The organism is Winogradskyella echinorum (assembly GCF_014297365.1).
Taxonomy (GTDB): Bacteria; Bacteroidota; Bacteroidia; order Flavobacteriales; family Flavobacteriaceae; genus Winogradskyella; species Winogradskyella echinorum.
On the sequence record NZ_JACOQD010000004.1, the window covers coordinates 114829 to 138970 of the forward strand.

At 31.6% G+C, this 24142-nt stretch carries 23 protein-coding genes; 19 read left to right on the plus strand and 4 right to left on the minus strand.

The genetic code is table 11. The features are described from left to right. Positions 1-93: 93 nt before the first annotated feature. From H8K90_RS13720 to H8K90_RS13760, 9 genes are all read left to right on the plus strand, one after another. Positions 94-354 (plus strand): DUF2061 domain-containing protein, encoded by a 261-nt coding sequence (locus tag H8K90_RS13720; protein WP_186846567.1) that lies wholly within the window; start codon positions 94-96, stop codon positions 352-354. Further along, entirely contained in the window at positions 351-971 is a 621-nt protein-coding gene (locus tag H8K90_RS13725; protein ID WP_186846568.1) for a phosphoadenosine phosphosulfate reductase domain-containing protein, read from the plus strand. The genes H8K90_RS13720 and H8K90_RS13725 overlap by 4 nt, the downstream gene beginning before the upstream one ends. Before the next feature lie 89 nt (positions 972-1060). Next, entirely contained in the window at positions 1061-3154 is a 2094-nt protein-coding gene (locus H8K90_RS13730) for a HEPN domain-containing protein (RefSeq protein ID WP_186846569.1), read from the plus strand. Positions 3155-3159: 5 nt separating this feature from the next. Beyond that, positions 3160-3939: a uroporphyrinogen-III C-methyltransferase gene (gene cobA / locus H8K90_RS13735; protein ID WP_186846570.1), complete on the plus strand. Its 780-nt coding sequence runs from the start codon at positions 3160-3162 to the stop codon at positions 3937-3939. A 2-nt stretch (positions 3940-3941) separates the two neighbouring features. Continuing rightward, on the plus strand, positions 3942-4520 hold the full coding sequence (locus H8K90_RS13740) for a precorrin-2 dehydrogenase/sirohydrochlorin ferrochelatase family protein (protein ID WP_186846571.1): 579 nt from the start codon (positions 3942-3944) through the stop codon (positions 4518-4520). A 4-nt stretch (positions 4521-4524) separates the two neighbouring features. Next, complete coding sequence (locus H8K90_RS13745; protein WP_186846572.1) at positions 4525-5574, plus strand: NAD(P)/FAD-dependent oxidoreductase; 1050 nt, start codon at positions 4525-4527, stop codon at positions 5572-5574. Next, positions 5574-5903 carry a 2Fe-2S iron-sulfur cluster-binding protein gene (locus tag H8K90_RS13750; protein WP_186846573.1) on the plus strand — a complete coding sequence of 110 codons (330 nt, stop codon included), beginning with the start codon at positions 5574-5576 and terminating at the stop codon, positions 5901-5903. Before H8K90_RS13745 ends, H8K90_RS13750 begins: the two co-directional genes overlap by 1 nt. A gap of 257 nt (positions 5904-6160) precedes the next feature. Continuing rightward, positions 6161-7252, plus strand: coding sequence for an acyloxyacyl hydrolase (locus H8K90_RS13755; protein WP_186846574.1), 1092 nt, complete (start codon positions 6161-6163; stop codon positions 7250-7252). Between the two features lie 36 nt (positions 7253-7288). After that, positions 7289-8038, plus strand: coding sequence for a head GIN domain-containing protein (locus H8K90_RS13760; RefSeq protein WP_186846575.1), 750 nt, complete (start codon positions 7289-7291; stop codon positions 8036-8038). Here the strand turns inward: H8K90_RS13760 and H8K90_RS13765 are convergent. From H8K90_RS13765 to gldA, 3 genes are all read right to left on the minus strand, one after another. Continuing rightward, positions 8024-9214, minus strand: a complete 1191-nt coding sequence (locus H8K90_RS13765; RefSeq protein ID WP_186846576.1) for an acetate/propionate family kinase — start codon at positions 9212-9214, stop codon at positions 8024-8026. The genes H8K90_RS13760 and H8K90_RS13765 overlap by 15 nt on opposite strands. Positions 9215-9217: 3 nt before the next feature. Further along, the gene (gene pta / locus H8K90_RS13770) at positions 9218-11308 is read right to left on the minus strand and encodes a phosphate acetyltransferase (protein WP_186846577.1); all 2091 of its coding nucleotides are present in this window, start codon (positions 11306-11308) and stop codon (positions 9218-9220) included. A 159-nt stretch (positions 11309-11467) separates the two neighbouring features. Then, complete coding sequence (gldA, locus tag H8K90_RS13775) at positions 11468-12364, minus strand: gliding motility-associated ABC transporter ATP-binding subunit GldA (RefSeq protein ID WP_186846578.1); 897 nt, start codon at positions 12362-12364, stop codon at positions 11468-11470. Between the two features lie 339 nt (positions 12365-12703). Here gldA and H8K90_RS13780 point away from each other — a divergent pair, with 339 nt between their 5' ends. The 5 genes from H8K90_RS13780 (at position 12704) to H8K90_RS13800 (ending at position 17442) form a co-directional block, all read left to right on the plus strand. Next, positions 12704-13531, plus strand: coding sequence for a prephenate dehydratase (locus H8K90_RS13780; RefSeq protein WP_186846579.1), 828 nt, complete (start codon positions 12704-12706; stop codon positions 13529-13531). Beyond that, positions 13528-14670 carry a pyridoxal phosphate-dependent aminotransferase gene (locus H8K90_RS13785; protein ID WP_186846580.1) on the plus strand — a complete coding sequence of 381 codons (1143 nt, stop codon included), beginning with the start codon at positions 13528-13530 and terminating at the stop codon, positions 14668-14670. The genes H8K90_RS13780 and H8K90_RS13785 overlap by 4 nt, the downstream gene beginning before the upstream one ends. Positions 14671-14675: 5 nt before the next feature. Further along, entirely contained in the window at positions 14676-15527 is an 852-nt protein-coding gene (locus H8K90_RS13790) for a prephenate dehydrogenase (RefSeq protein WP_186846581.1), read from the plus strand. Positions 15528-15549: 22 nt separating this feature from the next. Then, a complete protein-coding gene (locus H8K90_RS13795) occupies positions 15550-16632 on the plus strand; it encodes a bifunctional 3-deoxy-7-phosphoheptulonate synthase/chorismate mutase type II (RefSeq protein ID WP_186846582.1) in 1083 nt (360 codons plus the stop codon). 153 nt (positions 16633-16785) lie between these two features. Then, positions 16786-17442: a carboxypeptidase-like regulatory domain-containing protein gene (locus H8K90_RS13800; RefSeq protein ID WP_186846583.1), complete on the plus strand. Its 657-nt coding sequence runs from the start codon at positions 16786-16788 to the stop codon at positions 17440-17442. 36 nt (positions 17443-17478) lie between these two features. Here H8K90_RS13800 and H8K90_RS13805 read toward each other — a convergent pair whose 3' ends face one another. After that, entirely contained in the window at positions 17479-17973 is a 495-nt protein-coding gene (locus tag H8K90_RS13805; protein WP_222611362.1) for a hypothetical protein, read from the minus strand. Positions 17974-18056: 83 nt separating this feature from the next. Between H8K90_RS13805 and rsgA the strand changes: the two genes are divergently transcribed. The 5 genes from rsgA to H8K90_RS13830 all read left to right on the plus strand — a co-directional run bounded on the left by rsgA (position 18057) and on the right by H8K90_RS13830 (position 24118). After that, on the plus strand, positions 18057-19007 hold the full coding sequence (rsgA, locus tag H8K90_RS13810; protein ID WP_186846584.1) for a ribosome small subunit-dependent GTPase A: 951 nt from the start codon (positions 18057-18059) through the stop codon (positions 19005-19007). Then, positions 19004-19456: a D-aminoacyl-tRNA deacylase gene (gene dtd, locus H8K90_RS13815; protein ID WP_186846585.1), complete on the plus strand. Its 453-nt coding sequence runs from the start codon at positions 19004-19006 to the stop codon at positions 19454-19456. Before rsgA ends, dtd begins: the two co-directional genes overlap by 4 nt. Continuing rightward, positions 19456-19983, plus strand: a complete 528-nt coding sequence (locus H8K90_RS13820) for a metal-dependent hydrolase (RefSeq protein WP_186846586.1) — start codon at positions 19456-19458, stop codon at positions 19981-19983. Before dtd ends, H8K90_RS13820 begins: the two co-directional genes overlap by 1 nt. Before the next feature lie 192 nt (positions 19984-20175). Then, positions 20176-22005 (plus strand): DUF3857 domain-containing protein, encoded by a 1830-nt coding sequence (locus H8K90_RS13825; protein ID WP_315970282.1) that lies wholly within the window; start codon positions 20176-20178, stop codon positions 22003-22005. Between the two features lie 52 nt (positions 22006-22057). Continuing rightward, positions 22058-24118, plus strand: a complete 2061-nt coding sequence (locus H8K90_RS13830; RefSeq protein ID WP_186846588.1) for a DUF3857 domain-containing protein — start codon at positions 22058-22060, stop codon at positions 24116-24118. Positions 24119-24142 lie beyond the last annotated feature (24 nt).

A 24142-nucleotide genomic window follows, 5' to 3' on the forward strand; every position in this document is an offset into this window, starting at 1 on the left:
AAATTATTACTCCGTTATTTTAAAATAAATTCTATGTTTGCATTATCCTATTAAATCGATAGGGTAATAGGATTTAAAAATTCAAACGAAATTATGGGAAATGTAATACAAGCAGATTTAAGCTTGAAAAAAGATGAAAAAGGACTTAATTCGTCTCAAGAAAATATTAAGAGAAGTATTGTAAAAACAATTAGTTGGCGAGCTGTAGGAACAATAGCAACTGTAACTATTTCTTATATAATCACTGGTACAATGGCATTAGCATTTTCAATAGGCGGCATAGAATTAGTATCTAAAATGGTGTTATACTTTTTTCATGAGCGTGCTTGGAATAACATAAAATGGGGAAAATGATAAAAATTGATATTGACTATTGGAATAAAAAACTAAAGGATAAAACGCCTATTGAAATTGCACAATGGGCATTAAAGCTATCCGATAATTATATAGTAACTACAAGTTTTGGAGTATATTCTTCAGTTTTATTGAGTACAATGTCTCAACTCGATAAATATATCAGAGTGGTTTGGTGCGATACGTTGTATAATCAGCCAACTACTTATGAGCATGCATCTAAATTGATAAAAAAGTATAACCTTAATATTCTTAAATATCAATCTTTATATACAAAAGAAGAAATTGATGCTACAATTGGTTTACCAAGCTTAGAAGACGATAATCATGCGATTTTCTCAGAAGCCGTAAAGTTAGAACCTTTTAGACGAGCTTTAAAAGAACAAGATCCAGATATATGGTTTACTAACATTAGAGTGAGACAAACTGAGTATAGAGACAAAAAAGATATTTTAAGTTATAGTAAAGATGGAATCCTTAAAGTGAGTCCATTCTATTATTGGAGCGATGCGGATTTGGATGCCTATATAGAAGCGAACCATTTAGAAAAAAATGGATATTACTTTGACCCGGTAAAGGCTTTGCTTAATAGAGAATGTGGAATACATCTGCAATAATATTTAAAAATATGTAACGAATTACAAAAGCATTTTTTGTAATTTTTTAAATAAAATCCTAGTAAGTCTATAGGAATAATATAAAAGTAATGCAAAGTTTTAGAACAGAATTAGAAAATCCAGTTGTAGAAAAAGATATTATAGAGTTAGCTAATAAAATTGAGCTTTTTCATAATGGAAAAATCGACGAAGAAAAGTTTAGAAGTCTTCGTTTAGCAAGAGGTGTTTACGGTCAGCGCCAAGAAGGTGTTCAGATGATTCGTATAAAGTTGCCTTACGGTAAAGTGTTGAGTCATCAATTACATCGTATTGCTGAGGTTTCAGATGAGTATTCTAGAAGTAGATTGCATATTACCACGCGTCAAGATATTCAAATTCATTATGTCGATTTAAATCGTACGCCAGAGCTTTGGGCAGAATTAGAACGTGATAATGTAACATTGCGAGAAGCTTGTGGAAATACCGTTAGAAATGTTACAGCTAGTGAAACTGCAGGTATAGATGCTAACGAACCTTTTGATGTTTCTCCTTATGCAGATGCATTATTTAAATTCTTTTTGAGAAACCCAATTTGTCAAGAAATGGGACGAAAATTTAAAGTCTCATTTTCTGCCACCGAAGAAGATACAGGTTTATCTTATATGCACGATTTAGGTTTTATTGCCAAAATAAAGGATGGTGTAAAAGGCTTTAAAGTAATGTTAGCTGGTGGCTTAGGCTCGCAGCCAAGACACGCAGATTTGTTCTATGAATTTTTACCCTCAGATAAAATAATTCCTTTAATGGAAGGTGTCTTACGAGTGTTTGATCGCTATGGTGAACGTAAAAGTAGAGCCAAAGCAAGATTAAAATTTTTATTAAAAGATATTGGTTTAGATGCTTTTAAAGAACTTGTTGAAGCAGAACAAAATGCTATAGAATTTAAAACAGTTACGATTGACGAAGCTAAGTATACAGCGTCTCAACCAGTTTCTGTAACTGCACCAATTGTAAAAATTAAAAATGCTGAAGTATATCAACTATGGAAATCAACAAATGTTATTCCTCAAAAACAGAAAGGCTATTTTGCTATTGGTATTAAAGTTTTATTGGGCGATTTCTACACAGATAAAGCGAGATTATTAGCCGATTTAGTAGAGAAATATGCGGCTGGAGAAATTCGTTTATCGCTGCGTCAAAACATATTAATTCCATTTGTAAAAGAAGATTTGCTTCCGTTTTTCTATACCGAATTAGAAAAACTAGGTTTCGTAGAAGCAGGATATAATAAGGCAGTGGATATTACCGCATGTCCTGGAACGGATACCTGTAATTTAGGTATTGCAAGTAGTACAGGAATTGCCGAGGAATTAGAACGTGTTATAAAAGCAGAATACCCTCAATATCTAAAAAACGAAGACTTAGTTATTAAAATTAGTGGATGTATGAATGCTTGTGGCCAACATAATATGGCAAATATTGGGTTTCAAGGGATGTCCATTCGTACTAAAGATAAATTAGTGGCGCCAGCATTACAGGTGCTGTTAGGAGGTGGAAATTTAGGAAACGGTAAGGCTTATTTCGCTGACAAGGTGGTTAAAGTACCTAGTCGAAGAGGACCTGAAGCTTTACGCAGAATATTAAATGATTATGAAGCAAATGCAGACGGAAAACTATTTGTAGATTATTATATAAACAAAGGTGAAAAATACTTTTACCAATTACTGACAGACTTATCTGATATTGAAAATCTTACACAAGAAGATTTTATTGACTGGGGAACAGAAGAACCATATGTAAAGGCTATCGGAATTGGAGAATGTGCTGGAGTTGTTATCGACTTAATAGCAACATTATTCTTAGAAAGTGATGAGAAAATTGCGGAGGCAAAAGACGCTTACAATAACACAGTTTACTCTGGTGCTATTTATGAAGCCTATCGTTCTATGGTAAATTCTGCTAAAGCCATCTTATTATCTGAAAACATTAAAACAAACACGCAAGCCGGAATTATAAAACAATTCGATGAACTCTTTATAGATACCGATCGAATAGATTTAGGGAGTTCATTTTCGGATATTATTTATCAAATTAAAGTGTATCCTCCAACGGAAGACTTTGCAAGTAATTATATAAAAGCTGCAGAACAATTTCTTAAAAATGTGAAAGCCTTTAGAGAAACTCAAGTTGTATTAAAAAACTAAAAAACATGACACCAAGATTAACCGTTGTAGGCGCAGGACCAGGAGATGCAGACTTAATTACTTTAAAAGCAATTAAAGCCATAAAATCTGCAGATGTTATTTTGTTTGATGCTTTAGTGAATGAAGAATTACTTCAGTATGCTTCACCTAAAACTGAAAAGATATTTGTTGGTAAACGAAAAGGATGTTACGCATATCAACAAGAACAAATTAATGAATTGGTTGTTGAGCGTGCCCTAAGATGTGGTCATGTAGTGCGTCTTAAAGGTGGTGATCCATTTATTTTTGGACGAGGTGCAGAAGAATTAGAATATGCAAAAGATTATGCAATAGAAGTGGCAGTAGTGCCAGGTATTTCATCAGCGGCTGCTGTGCCAGCTTATCAAGGAATTCCGTTAACAAAGCGTAATGCATCAGAAAGCTTTTGGGTGATTACAGGGACAACGAAATCTCATAAAATTTCAGGTGATATTACACTTGCAGCAAAATCAACAGCAACGGTTGTTATTTTGATGGGAATGAGTAAGTTATCCGAAATTGTTCAAATATTTAAAAGACAAGGAAAAGCTAAAACGGCTGTTGCAGTTATTCAGAATGGTACACGAGAAAGTGAAAAAATAGGCATTGGCACTATAGATACGATTGTAGATATTGTAGAAGAAAAGAAATTATCAAATCCGGCAATTATAATCATTGGCGAAGTAGTAAACCAACGTGTAGATCTTACTGATATTTATAAGAAAGCTGATTTGGCTTTACGCAATTCTAAACAACAAAGTGTTTAACAATGGAAAGGAATAATCTATATCCCATATTTCTAAAAGCAAAAAATCTCAATGTTTTAATCGTTGGAGGTGGTTATGTTGCTGAAGAAAAATTAACTTTTCTTTTAAAATCTAGTCCAGATGCAAATGTAACTATGGTTGCACCAGAATTTAGAGAAGATACAATTAAAATCGCTAATTCAGGAAATGTAAGACGAATTACAGATGTGTATAATAGTGATTATTTAAAAGATAATCATATCGTTATTGCCACAACAGATAATCCTGAAGTTAACATAAAAGTTTACGAAGATTGCAGAGCACAAAGCAAACTAGTAAATGTAGCGGATAATCCACCATATTGCGATTTTTATATGGGAGGCATTGTAACAAAAGGTAATGTAAAAGTTGCCATCTCTACCAACGGAAAGTCACCAACTACGGCAAAACGACTGCGTCAATTTTTTGAAGATGTGATACCAGAAAACATAGATGATTTAGTAAAAAATCTCAATAGCTATAGAAAAACAATAAAAGGAGACTTTGAGCAGAAAGTCGAAAAATTAAATGAATTCACTAAAGGTTTAGTAGAAAAAATATAACGCCATGATTAAAACAGATATACTAATAATAGGAGCGGGACCAACAGGTTTATTTACAGTATTTGAAGCTGGATTGTTAAAATTAAAGTGCCATTTAATTGATGCATTGCCACAACCTGGTGGTCAATGTTCCGAATTGTACCCTAAAAAACCGATATATGATATACCAGGTTTTCCAGAGATTCTAGCAGGTGATTTAACCTCTAATTTACTTGAACAAGGCAAGCAATTTCAGCCTGGTTTTACACTTGGTGAACGGGCAGAAACTATAGAAAAACAAAATGATGGTAGCTTTATTGTTACAACAAATAAAGGAACACAGCATCATGCACCAATTATAGCAATTGCAGGTGGTTTAGGTAGTTTTGAACCTAGAAAACCTAAGTTAGAACATATTGAAAAGTACGAAGACAAAGGAGTTAACTATTTTATTAAAGACCCTGAAGTATATCGAGATAAAAAAGTAGTGATTGCAGGAGGTGGTGATTCTGCTTTAGATTGGAGTATTTTTCTTGCAGATGTAGCTTCAGAAGTTACCTTAGTTCATAGAAGAAATGAATTTAGAGGTGCATTAGATTCTGTAGAACAAGTGCAAGAATTGAAATGGCTGAATAAAATCAATTTAATTACTCCAGCTGAGATTACAGCATTGCACGGTGAGAATAAGATTGAAGGTGTTTCTGTAACTAAAGATGGTGAAACTCAAACTATAGAAGCAGATGCATTTATTCCACTTTTTGGCTTATCTCCAAAACTAGGTCCAATAGCAAATTGGGGTCTTGAGATAGAGAAGAACGCTATTAAAGTAGATACTTTAGATTACCAAACTAATATTCCGGGCATTTATGCCATTGGAGATGTTAACACTTACGAAGGTAAATTAAAGTTGATTTTATGCGGATTTCATGAAGCGACTCTAATGTGCCAATCTGCATACAAGAGATTAAATCCTGGCAAAAAATTTGTTCTAAAATACACTACAGTAAGTGGTATTAACGGATTTGATGGAAGTAGAAAAGAGTCACCAAAAGCTATAGTAAAAGCAATAGTTTAATGCAAGATGTTACCATACATATCACAGACAGAGAAGGAATAAAACATACTGTTTTGGCACCTACTGATATGGCCATGAATTTAATGGAAGTTGTACGTTCTTACGAGTTAGCACCAGAGGGTACAATAGGAATCTGTGGAGGAATGGCCATGTGTGCATCGTGTCAATGCTATATTAATTCAAATCACAAACTAAACGAGAAAGAAGCTGAAGAAGATGCTATGTTAGCAGAAGCGTTTAATGTAAAAAATAATAGTCGTTTAAGTTGCCAAATACCAATTTCCGAAACGTTAAACGAGTTAGAAATTGAGATAGCTCCAGAATATTAAATTCATGTAAATGATAACTATTTCTTAGGCTTAAGTTAACAAAAAGGCTAAGTTTAATTTAGATATTTGAACTAAATATTTAAAGCCTCAAAAAATGAAACGAATTAAAAAAAACAGAACTGAATTTATATTTGCAATGCAAATTTTAGCGTTAACTGCGACTTCTTTAATTATAACTCTTTTTATTTAATAACCCGATTTTACAATAGATTTTAAAATTGGAATTATTGACTATTTTTGCTGCTCAATAAAAGAGAATGCGAAGATTAATTTGTGCAGTTTTATTTTTTACATCAGTTACGCTTTTCGCCCAAGAAGGGACAAATAATTCATATTTCGATTTAAACTACATTAGAGGTAATATTTCGCTACATAATAACGATTTATTGCACCTCATAAAAGGACATCCGGAAGGTTTTATTTTCAGTTGGAATAAAAAAACCTTTGGAGATGAGACTTGGCAACAGCGCTATAACTATCCAGACTATGGTGCTTCCTTTATTTATCAAGATTTAAAAAATGACGTTTTAGGTCATAGCTATGGAATTTACGGCCATTACAACTTTTATTTTTTTAAGAGAAATGTAATGTTTCGTGTAGGTCAAGGTCTAGCCTACAATACCAATCCTTATGATAAATATAATAACCCAAAGAATGTGGCTTTAGGCTCTCATATTTTAAGTTCAACATATTTTATGTTAAACTATAAAAAAGAGAATTTATTTAATCGTGTCGGATTTCAAACGGGTTTAACATTAATTCATTATTCAAATGCTAACGTAAAAGCACCTAATACAAGTATTAATACCGTAGGTGTTAATGTTGGCTTACATTATAATTTAGATGATGGAAGTCAAGAATTTATTAAAGATTCTGATACAAAAAAAATCACTGAACCAATTAAGTATAATTTTGCATTTAGAACAGGAATTAATCAAAGTGATGTCATTGGTAGCGATCAGTTTCCGTTTTATATTCTATCTGCATATGCCGATAAGCGATTGAGTCATTATAGTGCAATTCAGTTTGGTACTGATGTATTCTTTTCTAATTTTTTAAAAGAGTTTATTTATTACAGATCTGTGGCTTTTCCTGAGGATAACCTAAGCGGTAATGAAGACCATAAGCGTGTTGGGTTGTTTGCTGGGCACGAATTGTTTGTTAATAAAATGTCCTTAATAACTCAATTAGGTTATTATGTATATTACCCTTTTAATTTTGAGACTCGCGTTTATATGAGAATAGGTCTAAAGCATTATTTTGGAAATAAATTTTTTGGGTCAGTAACGTTAAAATCTCATGGTGCAAGGGCAGAAGCTGTTGAATTTGGAGTAGGAGTTAGGTTATAGTTTTTGTAACTTCATAAATGTTTTGAATTAAAAATTATGAATAGAAGATATATATTCATACTCACCTTATTTTTGTTTTTCGCCTGTAATAGTGAAGATGCAAATAATTGTTTTCAAACTTCTGGTAAAATAATTCAAAAAACGGTTGATGTTTCAAGTTTCGATAAGATTTTTGTTAATAGAGATATAGAAGTAATAATTAAAGAGGCACCAGAATATGCTGTAACTATAGAGACTGGTGCAAATTTATTGAACGATGTTATTGTACAAATTATAGATAACCAACTAATACTTACAGATAATAATTCTTGTAATTATGTAAGAGATTATGGGATAACAAAAGTATATGTAGATGCCCCAAATCTCACCGAAATAAGAACGTCTTCGCAATATGAAATATCTTCTGATGGACCTTTAAATTATAATAATCTAGCCCTAAATTCTGAAGACTATAATGAAGAGAATGAATTCACAGTTGGTGATTTTAGACTCACAATAAATTCTGAAAACTTATCGATTACAGCTAATAATTTATCCTTCTTTTATATTGATGGTACAGTGGAACATTTGTTTGTTGGCTTTTATGCTGGTGCTGGGCGGTTTGAAGGTGAGAATTTAGTAGCCCAAAATGTAAGTGTTTATCATCGAGGAAGTAATGACATGAAGGTAAATCCGCAACTATCTTTAACTGGAGAACTTAGAGGTACAGGTAATTTAATTTCGGTTAACGAGCCACCTGTTATAGATATTGAGCGTATTTATACTGGTCGTTTAATTTTTGAGTAAATTAAAACATTGTTTAGCAATTTCTAATTCTTCATTTGTAGGTATTACTAGAATTTTTACTTTAGAATCTTTAGTATTAATGGCTCTTGTAGTTTTAAGTAATTCATTATTTTTATTAGCATCAATTTTTATTCCTAAAAAATCTAAATCATTACAAACAGCTTCTCTAATATAGCTAGAGTTTTCACCAATACCAGCAGTAAATACTATAGCGTCTAAACCATTTAAAATAGCAGAATAACTACCTATATATTTTTTAATACGATAAGTGTTCATTGCAAGTGCTAGTTGGCAGGCCTTATCTCCTTTATCTGCTTTTGCTTGTATATCTCTTAAATCACTATGACCAGTTAATCCTAGCATACCACTTTTCTTTAAAAGCATAGTGTTTATTTCTTCTAAGGTTAGATTAAAGTTTTTAGCTAAATGAAAAATTATTGTTGGGTCTATATCTCCACAGCGTGTTCCCATAATTAACCCAGTAATTGGCGAAAAACCTAAAGAATGATCAATGCTTTTACCATTTTTTATAGCAGTCATACTACAACCATTACCTAAATGAATAGTTATAATTTTAGAGTTTGGTTTATTGATATATGCAATGGCTTTTTCGCTCACATATTTATGACTCGTGCCATGAAAGCCATATAAACGAATATTATGCTGATTAGAATATTCGTTTGGTATTGCATATTTATAGGCATAATCTGGTATAGACTGATGAAAAGCAGTGTCAAAAACAGCAACCTGTTTAGCTTCTTTAAAAATGTCCTCAGCAACATTAATTCCTTCTAAATTAGCAGGATTGTGTAATGGAGCTAATGAAGATAACTCGTTAATTTTGTCTTTTACTTCTTTTGTTACAACCGTAGTATTACTAAAGTATTTTCCGCCATGTACAACTCTGTGTCCGACAATATCGATGTCTTCAGAAGATTTTATGATTCCGGTGTTTTTATCTAATAATTGTTTTGCTACTAATTGTAAAGCAGTTTTATGATTTAGAATCGGGATTTCGATTTCATATTTATAATCTTCTTTTTCGTATATGAATTTTGAATTCTCATTGCCAATACGTTCAATTAATCCAGAACATAAAACCGTTTCATTTGGCATTAAGAATAATTGAAATTTTAGTGACGAACTTCCTGAGTTTAGTATCAATATTTGTTGCATAGGCTAAAATTCTTGGGCTTGTATGGCAGTTATAATAACCGTACTATATATATCATCTGTAGTACAACCTCTACTTAAATCGTTTACAGGTTTATTTAACCCTTGTAACATAGGTCCAATGGCTAATGCACCTGTTTCTCTTTGCACAGCTTTGTAGGTATTATTTCCAGTATTTAAATCAGGAAATATTAAAACACTAGCTTGACCTGCAACTTCAGAGTCTGGTAATTTACTTTTTCCGATACGCATATCAACAGCAGCATCATATTGAATTGGTCCTTCAATTTTTATATGTGGCGCATTTTTCTTTACAATTTCTGTGGCTTTTCTAACTCTATCGACATCCTCGCCTTTACCTGAGGCGCCAGAGGAATAAGATAGCATGGCAACTTTAGGTTCGATACCAAAATCTTGGGCTGTCTTTGCAGATGAAATTGCTATTTCTGCTAATTCTTCTGCATTAGGGTTAGGGTTTATAGCGCAATCACCAAATATGGATATTCTATCATCTAAACACATAAAAAACACAGAAGAAACAATCTTAACATTAGGTTTTGTTTTAATAAATTGTAATGCAGGACGTAGTGTATGTGCCGTTGTATGTACTGCTCCAGAAACCATACCGTCTGCATGACCTTTATAGATCATCATAGTTGCGAAATAAGATACATCAGACATCATGTCTTTTGCCATATCTAAGTTTACATTTTTGTGTTTTCGCAATTCGTAAAACGTATTTACGTAATCGTCAAAATGCTCAGATTGTTGAGGCGAAACGATGTTAAGTTTATTTGTATCTAAAGGAATATCTAACTTTTTAACACGCTCTAGTATTTTTTCTTTATCACCAATTAATGTTAGATTAACAACCTGTGCATCAATTAATCTGGCAGAAGCTCTTAAGATACGTTCATCATATCCTTCTGGTAATACAATGTGCTTTTTGTCTTTTAAGGCCTTTTGTAAGAGATTATACTGAAACATTCTTGGCGTAAAACCTTCAGATTTAAAGGTTATTAAATCATTAGATAATTTATCAGTATCTACATACTTTTCAAATGTAGCTATTGAGGTTTCTATTTTTTCGGTGTTATCCGCATAAATTTTAGATTTAACCTTACCAATGGCATTCGTAACTTTGTAGGTTCCATTTTTTACGCTGATTATTGGTACAATGCTAGATAAACCTTCTATTAATTTTAATATTGGTTCTTCTGGAACAATTCCGCCAGTAAGTATAATACCAGATATTTTTGGATAGTTTTTTGATATGTTGGCTTGCAATGCACCTAAAATGATATCTGCTCTATCTCCTGGTGTAATTACTAATGTATTATCTTTTAAATGAGTTAAATAATTTCGTAGTTGCATAGCTCCAACACCAAAGTTTTCAGATTCGTTATTAATCATGTCCTCTCCAAAAAGAATGGTCCCATTTAAGGCTTTTGATATTTCTTTAATTGTTGGAGACGATAAACTTTTTATAGTTGGGATTACTGAAACATTAGTAGTTTCTTTTATGCGATTATTAAGAAGCGCCTTTAGAGTAATTTCATCTTCAGGATTTGTTTTATTTGTAATTAAAGAAAGTACTTTAACTTCTTCTTTAAATGTATTATAAGCCAATTGTATATTCTCTACAATAGTATCTAATGATTTATTAAAGCCATTAGCAACTATAATTACAGGTAACCCTAAGTTTTTTGATATTAGGATATTAATATCTAACTCTAAATTGGTGTTTTCATTAGAAAAGTCTGTGCCTTCAACAAGTATAAAATCAAAGCGTTCTTCTAAGTACTTATATTTTTTTATAATCTCATCAATTACTTTTCCCGACTTGCCTTTATTGTACAAATCGAGTATTTCGCTTCTAGTAAATGCAAACGTTTTCTTATAATTTATATCTAATTCAAAATGAGTAAGAACCGTATTGATGTGATTATCTAGTTCTCCTTTTTTTGTATCTTCTATAATCGGTCTAAAGTAACCGACTTTGGCTGTTTTACCTAAAAGCATGCGCATTAGCCCTAAAACCACTACAGATTTACCACTGTTAGGCTCTATGGTTGCTACATAAATTCCTTTGCTCATTATACCTGTATTTTATAAGTAAGGTTAATTATAGTTAACCATTGAATTTAATAAAGGTGACAAAATTAGCATCAGTATCCTTTTATAAAGATGATATTTGTCATGGATTCTACGAAAATAAAGAATTGGTTAACCAATCTAAGGAATTATGCAAAAGTTTTATTTACTTGTTAAGTCTCTAAACAAACTTTCTAAACTCGCATTTTTCTGATTCAGTTGTAAAATCTTTAAGTCATTATCGTGTGCAAAATCAAAAACATGAGAACGCATATCTTCTTTTGTGGAGAAAGTAATTTCATAGGTGAAATCGTGCGTGTTATTAACAGAAGTTACTTTTGGTAGCTTCAGTAAAAAGGCATCTTCAACTCGATAATCAAATTCTACAATAACAATTTGTTCTTGCCCTTCTCTTAAATCTTTTAAGTATTTATCAGCCACAATTTCGCCTTTATTTATAATAATCACACGATCGCACATAGCTTCTACTTCTTGCATAATGTGTGTAGATAGAAAGACTGTTTTTTCTTTACCAATATTTTTAATTAAGTTTCTAATATCAACCAATTGATTTGGGTCTAAACCTGTTGTTGGTTCGTCCAAAATTAAAACATCAGGATTATGTAGTAATGCATTTGCCAAACCAACACGCTGCCTATAACCTTTAGAAAGTTGACTAATTTTTTTATGTGCTTCTGGTGTTAATCCCGTTAACTCAATAACTTCATTAATTCTAGATTTGGATGTGCCATAAACATTGGCATTAAAATTTAAATATTCTTTAACATACAAATCTGTGTAAAGCGGATTGTGTTCTGGCAAGTAACCGACACTACTTTGTACATTCTTTTTATCTGAAGAGACGTTAAATCCATTAACTTTTGCAGAGCCTTCTGAGGCTTCAATATATGTAGTTAAGATTTTCATCATAGTAGATTTTCCAGCACCATTAGGGCCTAAAAACCCAACAATTTCAGCATCATTAACTTTAAAAGAAATGTCGTTAAGTGCTTTTTGATCCTTATAAACTTTAGTAATGTTTGTAACTTCAATAGACATGCAGAAAGATTTTATTCAAAAATAGGGATTTCAGAATATTGTATCACTATTATTATTAATTCTTTAAAATTTCAAAATAATTATTAAAAAAGCAATTCAACAATTTTGATTTGTAAAAATAATAATTACATTAGCCACATATTATTACAATGAACACATCTAAAACATATTATAACTGGTTTTATTTCTTTTTTAGCTAAAAGAACGAGACTACGTATGTTTTAATTAAAATATAAATTATGAAGTCTCGATTTTAAATCGGGACTTTTTCATTTTTAACCTTTTTGGGTTGAAAAGTTTTTCGATTTTATGTCGAGATATAATTAAAGAAATTGAAAATTGACAAAACCAATTGCCATACAAGGAATTAAAGGATCGTTTCATCACGAAGTAGCTCAGCTTTACTTTAATGAAAAAGCAGAAGTTGTAGAGTGCATGTCGTTTGATGGTACTGTTGATAGCCTTTTAAAAGGAGATACAGATTTTATCGTAATGGCCTTAGAAAATTCTATAGCAGGTTCTATTATACCAAATTATGCGCTTATAGACACTCATAATTTAAGTATTGTTGGAGAGCATTATTTAGATATTCAGCATAATTTGTTAGCGTTAAAAGGGCAATCTATTTCAGAAATTAAAGAAGTTCACTCCCATCCTATGGCGTTGTTACAATGCAAAATCTTTTTTAAAGATTATCCGCATATAAAATTGGTGGAAGCAAAGGATACGGCAGATGTTGCTAAACAAATTTCTGAACAAAATCTAAAAGGGATTGCGGCAATAGCTAGTAAAAATGCTGCTCAATTATATACACTTAATATTTTAGCAGAAAGTATTCAAACTATAAAGCATAACGAAACACGCTTTGCTATTGTTAAGCGCGAAAATCTTGAAATTAAACGAAAAACAATTAATAAGGCTTCATTAAAATTTGAATTAGACCATAAACGTGGTAGCTTAGCTACAATCCTCAATGTTGTGAGTGATTGTAAACTCAACCTAACCAAAATACAATCATTACCAAAATTAGAAACGCTATGGAAGTATGCTTTCTTTGTAGATGTTACTTTTAAAGATTATAAAGACTACGAAAAAGCACTATCGATAATGCAGTTAATGGCAGAGAATTTTAAAGTGTTGGGTGAATATAAAAATGCAAGATTATGATAGAAGTTGCTAATCGTTTAAAACATGTAGAAGAATACTACTTTTCAAAAAAGTTAAAGGAAGTAGCATTATTAAAAGCTCAAGGGAAACCGATAATTAATTTAGGTATTGGGAGTCCAGATTTAGAACCGCCTTTTAAAGCTACGATGCTGCTTCAAGATAGTTTAGTAGAAGAAGGTGCTCACAAATATCAAGGTTACCAAGGTTTGCCAGAATTAAGAACAGAGATTTCTAACTTTTATAAAAAACATTATAAGGTAGATATTAGCTCGCAAACCGAAGTTTTACCATTACTAGGCAGTAAAGAAGGTATTATGCATATCTCTATGGCATTTTTAAATAAAGGAGATAAAGTATTAGTGCCAAATCCTGGTTACCCCACATACTCAGCGGTAACAAAACTGTTAGAAGCTAAACCAATATTTTACGATTTAAAGGAAAGTAATAATTGGCAGCCAGATTTTACAGCGTTAGAGCGATTAGATTTAAAAAAGGTAAAAATTATGTGGATTAATTATCCGCATATGCCGACTGGTGCAAACGCAAATAACAAGTTTTATGATGATGTTATTGCTTTTGGTAAGCGTCACAATATTCTTATAGTAAACGATAATCCTTACAGTTTTGTGCTCAATGAAAAACCTATAAGTATTATGCGTTACAGAGGAGCTAAGGATATTTGTTTAGAACTGAATTCTTTAAGTAAAACTTTTAATATGGCTGGTTGGCGTGTAGGTATGCTAGTTGGTAATTACGATTTAGTAAGTGCTGTTTTAAAAGTAAAGAGTAATATGGATTCTGGTATGTTTTACGGCATTCAGAAAGGAGCAATTGAAGCATTAAAGTGCTCAGATATGTGGTTTGTAAGTTTAAACAGTGTATACGAACAAAGACGAGAGTTAATTTGGAAATTAGCAGAAGGACTTAATTGTACTTTCGAGAAAGATACAACAGGTATGTTTGTTTGGGCAAAATTACCACCTCACTTAAAATCTGAGGAGTTTACAGATTTAGTATTAAAAGAGCATTCAATTTTCATCACTCCAGGAACAGTTTTTGGTAGTAATGGTGAGGGTTATGTGCGTTTTTCGTTATGTGCATCAGAAGAAATAATTAAGGAAGCTATAGCAAGAGTTTAATAAGTATGAAGAATATTTTTGTCGTTGGAGTTGGGTTAATTGGTGGAAGTTTTGCATTAGATATAAAAAAGCTAAATCCAGAATGCACAATCTATGGTGTTGACAATAACGAAGCACATTTAGATGAAGCGATTACTCTTGGTGTAATTAATGAAAAAGCGGGTTTTAATGATTTAGAAAAAGCCGATTTAGTTATTGTAGCAATACCTGTAGATGCAACTTTAAGTGTTTTACCAAAGGTTTTAGATGCTATTTCGGATAATGCTATTGTATTTGATGCTGGCTCAACGAAAGAAGATATTTGTACTAAAGTAAAAAATCACCCAAAACGAAGAAATTTTTTAGCCGTGCATCCAATAGCAGGCACTGAATATTCTGGTCCAAGCGCAGCAATACATGGATTGTATAAAAACAAAACAAATATTATTTGTGAAGTTGAAGAAACTGCATTTAAGCTTCAAGAAAAAGCTTTAAAGTTATTTGCAGATTTGGGCATGCGCATTCGCTATATGAATCCCAAAGCACATGATAAACACATTGCTTATGTTTCGCATTTATCGCACATTAGTGCCTTTATGCTCGGAAAAACTGTAATTGAAAAAGAAAAAAACGAACGCGATATTTTTGATATGGCTGGTAGTGGATTTGAAAGTACAGTGCGTTTAGCAAAAAGTTCGCCAGCAATGTGGACACCAATTTTTGAGCAAAATAAAACCAACGTTATCGAAACTTTAAATGAATACATAAGTAACTTAAAGCATTTTAAAAGTTTAATGGAAGATGGAAATTTTGAAGCAGTTTATAACGAAATGGAAACAACGAATCATATAAAAGATATATTAAACGGAATACAATAGAAAATTAGATTAATAAGCAAAAATGGAAAACAAAAAAGAAATGAGAACATGGTTGGATGATATGAAGCTTGATCATCCACTAGTAATAGCAGGACCATGTAGTGCAGAAACAGAAGAGCAAGTATTAAAAATAGCCCACGAGCTAAAAGATACAGATGTTAATTACTACAGAGCTGGTATTTGGAAACCGAGAACACGTCCAGGAAATTTTGAAGGAGTGGGCGCATTAGGTTTAAAATGGTTGCAAAAAGTAAAGGCAGAAACAGGTATGAAAACTTGTACGGAAGTTGCCAATAGAAATCATGTAGAATTAGCATTAGAGCACGATGTAGATTTACTTTGGATTGGTGCACGTTCTACAGTGAGTCCTTTTATAATGCAAGAGCTTGCTGATGCTTTAGAAGGAACTGATAAAATTGTCTTAGTTAAAAATCCTGTAAATCCAGATTTGGCTTTATGGCTAGGTGGTATTGAAAGATTACATAGTTCTGGAATTAAAAACTTAGGTGCAATTCACAGAGGGTTTTCTACCTATGAGAAATCTAAATACAGAAATATACCAGAATGGCAATTGGCTATAGAATTTCAAAATAAGTTTCCAGATTTACCATTAATAAACGACCCTTCTCACATTACAGGGAAAAGAGATATGGTTTTTGATGTGTCTCAAACGGCATTAGACCTTAATTTTGATGGCTTAATGATTGAAACTCATTTCGATCCGGATAATGCATGGAGTGATGCAGCACAACAAGTAACACCAAATGCATTAGTGCAGATGATGAAAGATTTAAAGATTAGAAAAGAGTCTGACCCAGAAGCTGAATACAATTCTGAACTTAATAATTTAAGAGCGCAAATAGATGTTGTAGATAATCAGATTATAGATTTGTTAGGCAAGCGTATGAAAGTTGCAGATGGCATTGGTACACTAAAAAAACAAAAGAATGTTGCTGTGTTACAAAGCAAACGTTGGAATGAGATTTTAGGTAAAATGGTGTTAGAAGGAGAAGAGAGAGGATTAAGTGAAGAGTTTATCTTAAAGATGTTTAAGGCCATTCACCAAGAATCTATTAATCATCAAGAAAAGATTATTAATAACTAGAATATTAAATGTTTTAAAAAAAAAGGCTCGCAATTTGCGAGCCTTTTTTTTTTTAGATGCTTTTACTAACTGAAAAGGTAGGTTTACGTATTGCTCATTTTATAAAATGAAGTTTCATAGTAGGTTTGGTCTATTAACCAATACTAATTACAAATGAAAAAAATTACATTCATAATTCTAGCTCTATCGGTTTCAACTTTAAGTTTCGGGCAAATCACTATAAAAGGTAAAGTTCAAAATGATTCTATACCGTTAGAGTCGGCTAGCATTGCTATAAAAAATTCGCAAAAAGGTACTATTACCAATATGATTGGTGAGTTTAAAATTGAAGCAAAAAAAGGAGATACCTTATCTATTTCTTACATAGGCTATAAAACAAAAGACATCGTTGTTAATCAAGATGAGATTTTTAGAATTAAACTAGAGGAAGGAGGCAATTTAGATGAAGTTGTTGTAAATGCATATGGGATTGCACGCAAAGTAACTTGCGGTGTTTGTTATTGTGTTACAAAATGCGGTATTTACTCTGAAGAAGTGTTAGAATCTAAAGAAATTTTTGAAGCTGATGCATTGAAACTCTATCCAAATCCATCTTCAAACGGAATTTTTCAATTAATGTTTGTAGAAGATTATAACGACGTTAAAATTTCAATAGCAAATATGTCTGGTCAAACGATACAAAATTCAACACATCAAAAATTTGGAGAAAAGCTTAGTGTAGATTTGTCTGAGCATTCTGCTGGAATCTACATTATAAATATAGTAGCAGATGGAAAACGTTTAAAGGCAGTTAAAGCTATAAAAAGTTGAAAAAAAAGGCTCGCAAATAGCGAGCCTTTTTTTATCTTAAATAGATCTTTTAAAAGTATAACGTGTAATAAAAATACCCTGACCATCACCTTTACCACCAGAACTCTCAACACCTGTATTAATAAATGCAAGTTCCCAACCTTCAGCAATCATAGTATTAACTTTAGAGGTCATTACAGCATCATTAGCAGCAATATTTTGAAAACGAATACCACCTAAGTTATAGAAGTTTAATAATTTAGTTTCTTCATAATCTTTTACTCTTATTTCACCTCTTTTAGATTTGTTTTTTTCATCCTTATCCTTATCGCCAGATCTTACAGTTGTAAATTCTTTATAGTCCTTAGATTCGTTTGCTGAAATCATTCGAGATCTACCTAATCCATTAGGTACTATAGATTCTACAACCGTTACAACTTTGTACTCAACTTGCGCAACAGTCTCACTATTATTAGAATCTTCTTTATTGATAAAAGAAAATGAAATTAGGCCAACAGCAATTGCTGCAATAAATAAGAAATTTTTTTTCATGATAATTGTTTTAAGTTTTATGTCATTAAAGTAAAGACTTTTTTAGTTAAAAATTGTTACTTTGTTATTACTAATTTTTTTGGATGACAGGAACAGTATATAAATCTACAGGCAGTTGGTACACTGTAAAAACCTTAAACGGTAAGTTCTATGAATGTAGAATTAAAGGCCGTTTTAGGTTAGAAGGTATTAAAAGTACCAATCCTATTGCTGTTGGTGATATTGTTCAATTTCAATTAGAAACAAAAAATAATACCGAAACAGGTGTTATTAATAGAATAGAAGAACGAAAAAACTATATTGTTCGCAAATCTGTTAATCTGTCTAAGCAAACACATATTATTGCTTCTAATATTGATTTGGTGTTTTTACTAGTAACAATAGATAATCCTCCAACATTTACACCTTTTATAGATCGGTTTTTAGTAACTGCAGAGGCTTATTCAATTAAAACAATATTATTGTTTAATAAACTAGATGCTTATAATGAAGAAACTCTACTAGAAGTTAAGTATTTAAAAAGTATTTATAGACAAATAGGTTACGAATGTATTGGTATCTCTGCAACAACAGGAAAAAATATTGATAAGGTAAAAGCCTTAATGGTAGGAAAAGTGAGCATGTTTGCTGGCCATTCTGGTGTTGGTAAATCTACTTTAGTCAACGCAATTGAACCTTCGCTAGATTTAAAAACTAAAACTATTTCTCAACAACATATGCAAGGTCAACATACAACGACCTTTGCTGAAATGTTTGATTTAAGTTTTGATGCTAAAATTATTGACACACCTGGAATAAAAGGTTTTGGTGTTGTGGATATGGAACGAGAAGAAGTAGGTGATTATTTTCCTGAATTTTTTGCGCTTAAACAAGATTGTAAATTCAATAATTGTTTGCATCTCAAAGAACCTAAATGCGCAATAAAAAAAGCGTTAGAAGAGGATAAAATATCTTACTCTAGATACCGCAGTTATATTCAAATTTTAGAAGGTGAAGACGAGCATTATAGAACTGATAATTGGGATAACGAATGAAAGTTGTAATACAAAGAGTATCTGAAGCAAATGTTGTAATTGAGGGTAATAAAGTTGCTGAAATTGATAATGGACTTCTAATACTGCTTGGAATAGTAAATGAAGACACCCAAGAAGATATAGATTGGCTTTGCAAAAAGGTTTTAAACCTTCGCATTTTTCCAGATGAAAATGGCGTTATGAATATGTCCTTAATAGATTTCGGAGGTGATATTATAGTTGTAAGTCAATTTACGCTCCATGCTAGTACTAAAAAAGGAAATCGTCCTAGTTATATTAAAGCTGCAAAACCAGATGTGGCTATACCGCTTTATGAGCAATTTGTAAAATCATTACAATCAGAAGTAGGAAAGCCTATACAAACAGGAGAGTTTGGTGCGGACATGAAAGTGCATTTAATTAATGATGGACCTGTAACCATAATCATAGATTCTAAAAATAGAGACTAATGGCATCGATTTTTGGTCATGGATTAGTTGCGTTTACCACTTCAAAAGTTATTGATTCTAAATCTAATAAACTACTTTTATATTTAGCAATAGGATCTGCAATGTTACCCGATTTAGATGTTTTGGCATTTAAATTAGGGATCGATTATTTACATCCATTTGGTCATAGAGGTTTTACACATTCTATAGTGTTTGCTGTGTTGTGGTCTATATCATTAGCATTTTTATTCGGAAAAACTAGAAAACTAATTTTTGCTATAGTTTTATTCCTCTCAACATTATCTCACGGTCTTTTAGATGCTATGACTTCTGGAGGTAAAGGCGTTGGTTTTTTTATTCCCTTTGAAAATTCGAGATATTTCTTCCCATTTAGAGAAATAAAAGTATCACCAATTGGTATAGAAAAATTCTTTTCAGAATGGGGTGTTAATGTTATTCTTAGTGAGCTAAAATATATTGGTATTCCTTGTTTACTAATTTTAATAACTATGTCTATTGCAAGGAAATCAGGTAGTTATATAAAATAACTAAAAAAATAGCCGATAATCGAAAAATTGAATTGTGTAGGAAATATAAGATGTAAATGATTTGATAGATTAAATTTACTTTTTATATTGTAGTCCCTAACTCAATGTAAATCAATCATGCTTAGCTTCAAATCAAAGCTCCCTATTTTTTTATTTTTTATTTCACTTTATAGCTTTTCTCAAACAGAAGATGTGTATAACTCTCTTTTTGTTCCTGCAGATCTAAAGACCAAAGCAAATGCTGTGGTTAGATTTGAGAAAAAAACAGTAGAAATTTTAGGTATAGATGAAATAAAAGTATCCACAAAACGAATTACAACTGTATTTAATAAATATGGTAATAGACATGTTAATGCTGTAGCGTTTTATGATGCAAATAGAGAAATAGAAAACATGGAAGCACATATCTATGATGCTACTGGTGAAGAAATAAAACGAATTAAAGAGAGGGATTTTACAGATGCCAGTGCTGTGAGCGAAATTTCAATTTATGAAGACGATCGCGTTAAATATCTAAGTTATATACCACTTAAGTACCCGTATACTGTAGAATATGATTCTGAAATTATCTTTAAGAGTACTGCATTTTTTCCCAATTGGCAACCTATAGATGATTACTATGTAAGTGTTCAACATGCCGAATATAAAATTATAAATACAGCTGGTGTAGATATAAAAGTAAAAAAGGAGAATTTTAGCAATTATAACATCAAGGAAACTTCCGAACATCATTTTATTGCAGATAATATTCAAGGAATTAAATACGAAGTGTACACACCAGAGTTAGCAAGTATTGTACCTCGTTATAAAGTTGCACTCAAAGATTTTAGCATGGTTGGCGTTAAAGGTGTAAATAACAACTGGAACGACTTTGGTAAATGGATGTACGATAAATTATTAACTGGTACAGATCAAATACCACAATCAACTATTGATGAAGTCAAAGCTTTAACTGCTGGAGTAGATGATAAAATAGAACGAGCTAAACTTGTGTATCAATATATGCAAGATAAAACTAGGTATATAAGCATTCAAGTAGGTATTGGAGGTTGGAAACCTATGATGGCTAATGATGTTGATAAGCTTGGTTATGCAGATTGTAAAGGTTTAACAAATTATACCAAAGCATTATTAGAAGCTGTAGAAGTTCCATCGTATTATACAGTTGTTTATGGTGGCAATGGTATAAGAAGTATTGATACTGAATTTTCATCTATAGAAGGTAATCATGTTATACTTTGTGTGCCTAACAACGATGAAAATATATTTTTAGAATGTACGAGTCAAACCAATCCTTTTGGGTTTACTGCTGGTTTTACAGACGATAGAGATGTGCTATTGGTAAAACCTGAAGGTGGAGAGATTGTGCATACTAAGGTATATAATGCTGATGATAGTGTGCAAAAAACAATGGCTCATATTAGTTTGAATGACGCTGGTGGTTTTGTTGCAGATGTAGATATTACAACGACTGGGTTTCAGTATAATATCCATGAAGGGATTGAAAATAAAACTGAAAAAGATCAACAATTACACTATAAAGAATATTGGGATAATATAAATGCCCTTACAATAGGTAATATAGCCATAGAAAATGACAAGGATAATATAGTTTACAAAGAAACTTTAAAATTGTCATCAGAGAACTATGCTTCTAAAAGTGGGAATAGACTTATTTTTCAGCCTAATATGTTTAATAAAGTCACCAATATTCCACCGAGATATTCAGAAAGAAAATTAGAATTTAAAATAGATAGATCTTTTAAAGACATAGACGAATTTATAATTCAAATTCCAGAAGGTCTTAAGGTTGAAGCCATGGCTGAAGGTAAAGACATAGATACTAAATTCGGAACTTACAATTTTAAGATAGAAGCTCTAGAAGGAAATAAATTAAAATATACAAGAAAATACATTTTAAATAAGGGCAACTACGAAAAAGAAGATTATAAAGCCTTTAGAGATTTTAGAAAACAGATCGTTAAGAACGATAAAACTAAAGTTGTACTGATAAGAAACTAATAAATTTTAACCCTAATAAAATTTAATTTTAACAATCAACAAACCGCTATTTATGAAAAACTTAATTTTTGTTTTAACACTTGTTTTTGGGTTCAGCCAACTAGAAGCTCAAAATTATGACTTTGGTAAAGTTTCAAAAGAAGAGCTTCAAGAGAAGTTTCATCCAGAAGATTCCTCTGCTCATGCAGCGATTCTATATAGAAATGAATCGATAAAATTCAATTACAATAAAAACAATGGATTTGTTCAAGAAAGAGAAGTGCATGTCCGAATAAAAATATACGATAAAGAAGGGTTTAACTGGGCAAATAAAAAAGTTTTTCTATATAAAGGGGGAAATGGGAATGATGACCAAATTAAGGGGCTTAAAGGATATACTTATAATTTAGAAAATGGAAAAATCAATAAAGATAAATTAAAAAGCAATGGTGTTTTTGAAGAAAAAGTGTCAGAGTTTTACACGTCTAACACATTTACAATGCCAAATGTAAAAGTAGGATCTATTTTAGAATATAGATATGAAATCGCATCTCAACTTCCTTTAATTGACGATGTAGAATTACAATTTAGTATTCCATTAAAAAAATTAGATGTTAGAATTGCCACTCCAAGAATGTATAGTTATAATAAATTTTTAAATCCTAAAGCATCTTATGTGTTAAACTATAAGGAATCTATAATCCCAAGAACAATAAGTACTACTACTAAAGAAGTTTCAAGTTATAGACCAACATATAGGACGTCTAATGGACAAACATATCAGGGCTTGGAAGAAAATCTAGTTTCTTATGGAACGAGTACAACTGATTATCATGATAACGTTATTAAGTTTTCTGAAGAAAATATACCTGCGTTAAAGGCGGAGTCTTTTGCCGGAAATATCAATAATTACAAAGCTAAACTAAGTATGGAATTTGATGCATACTTGTCTGTAGAAGGAGTAGTGCAACAATCTTTTGCTTCAAGTTGGGAAAAGGTTTCAGAAGAAATATATAAAAATAATGACTTTGGTGGTCAATTAACAAAATCAAGCTTTTTTAAAAACGATTTAAGTGAATTGCTAAATGGTGTAGAGGATGATTTTCAAAAAGCATTTTTAGTAGAAAATTTAGTAAAATCGAAGGTAAAATGGAATGGTGTGTATAGTAAATATACACAAAAAGGAATTAGAGGAGCATACAAAGAAGGAGAAGGTAATGTGGCGGATATAAATTTATTAGTGACGTCGATGTTACGCTCTGTTGGCGTCAAAGCAAATCCTGTTTTGGTTAGTACAAGAAACAATGGAATTCCACTTTTTCCAACTAGGGAAGGCTTTAATTATGTAATTTGTATGATACAAAGTGGTGCAAATTACATGTTAATTGATGCTACTGAGCCTTTTAGCACAAATAATGTGTTGCCACAGCGCGTTCTTAACTGGCAAGGTAGAGTGTTAATGGAAAATGGAACATCGAGATGGATTAATCTAAAGTCGAATAAAAAATCTGTAGAATCTACCATGCTAAATGTTAAGATAAATGAAGATTTGTCGGTTACAGGTAAAGTTAGAAAAAACTACACGTCCTATTTAGCACTTAATTACAGAAAAAGATATACTAACTTAAGTATGGATGATCATATTAAGTCATTAGAAAATGGTAAAGGTGATGTAGAGATAAGTGAGTTAAACTACGAAAATGATAAAGATATTAGTAAGCCAGTTAAGGTGACATATGATTACGAATTGTCAGATGGTGTCGATGAGATAGGTGATAAACTCTATTTTTCACCACTACTTTTCTTAGCCACCAAAGAAAGCCCTTTTAAATTAGAAGAACGTAAATACCCAATAGATTTTGTAATTCCTTTTGATGAAAAATATAAGGTAAATATTATGTTGCCAGAAGGTTATAAAGTAGAATCACTTCCGGAAAGTGGCGGAATGGAATTTAAAGGAGGGGAAGCTAAGTTTACGTATGTTGCAAAAGAAAATGGAAAATATTTGCAACTAAGTGTTCAGTTAGAATTAAATAACCCTATTATACAGCCAGTAGATTATAAGGATTTTAAAGATTTTTTTAATAAAACAATAGAAAAACAAGCTGAGCAGATAGTACTAACTAAAGGATAAGAATTAAAATTACCTTAAAAACTT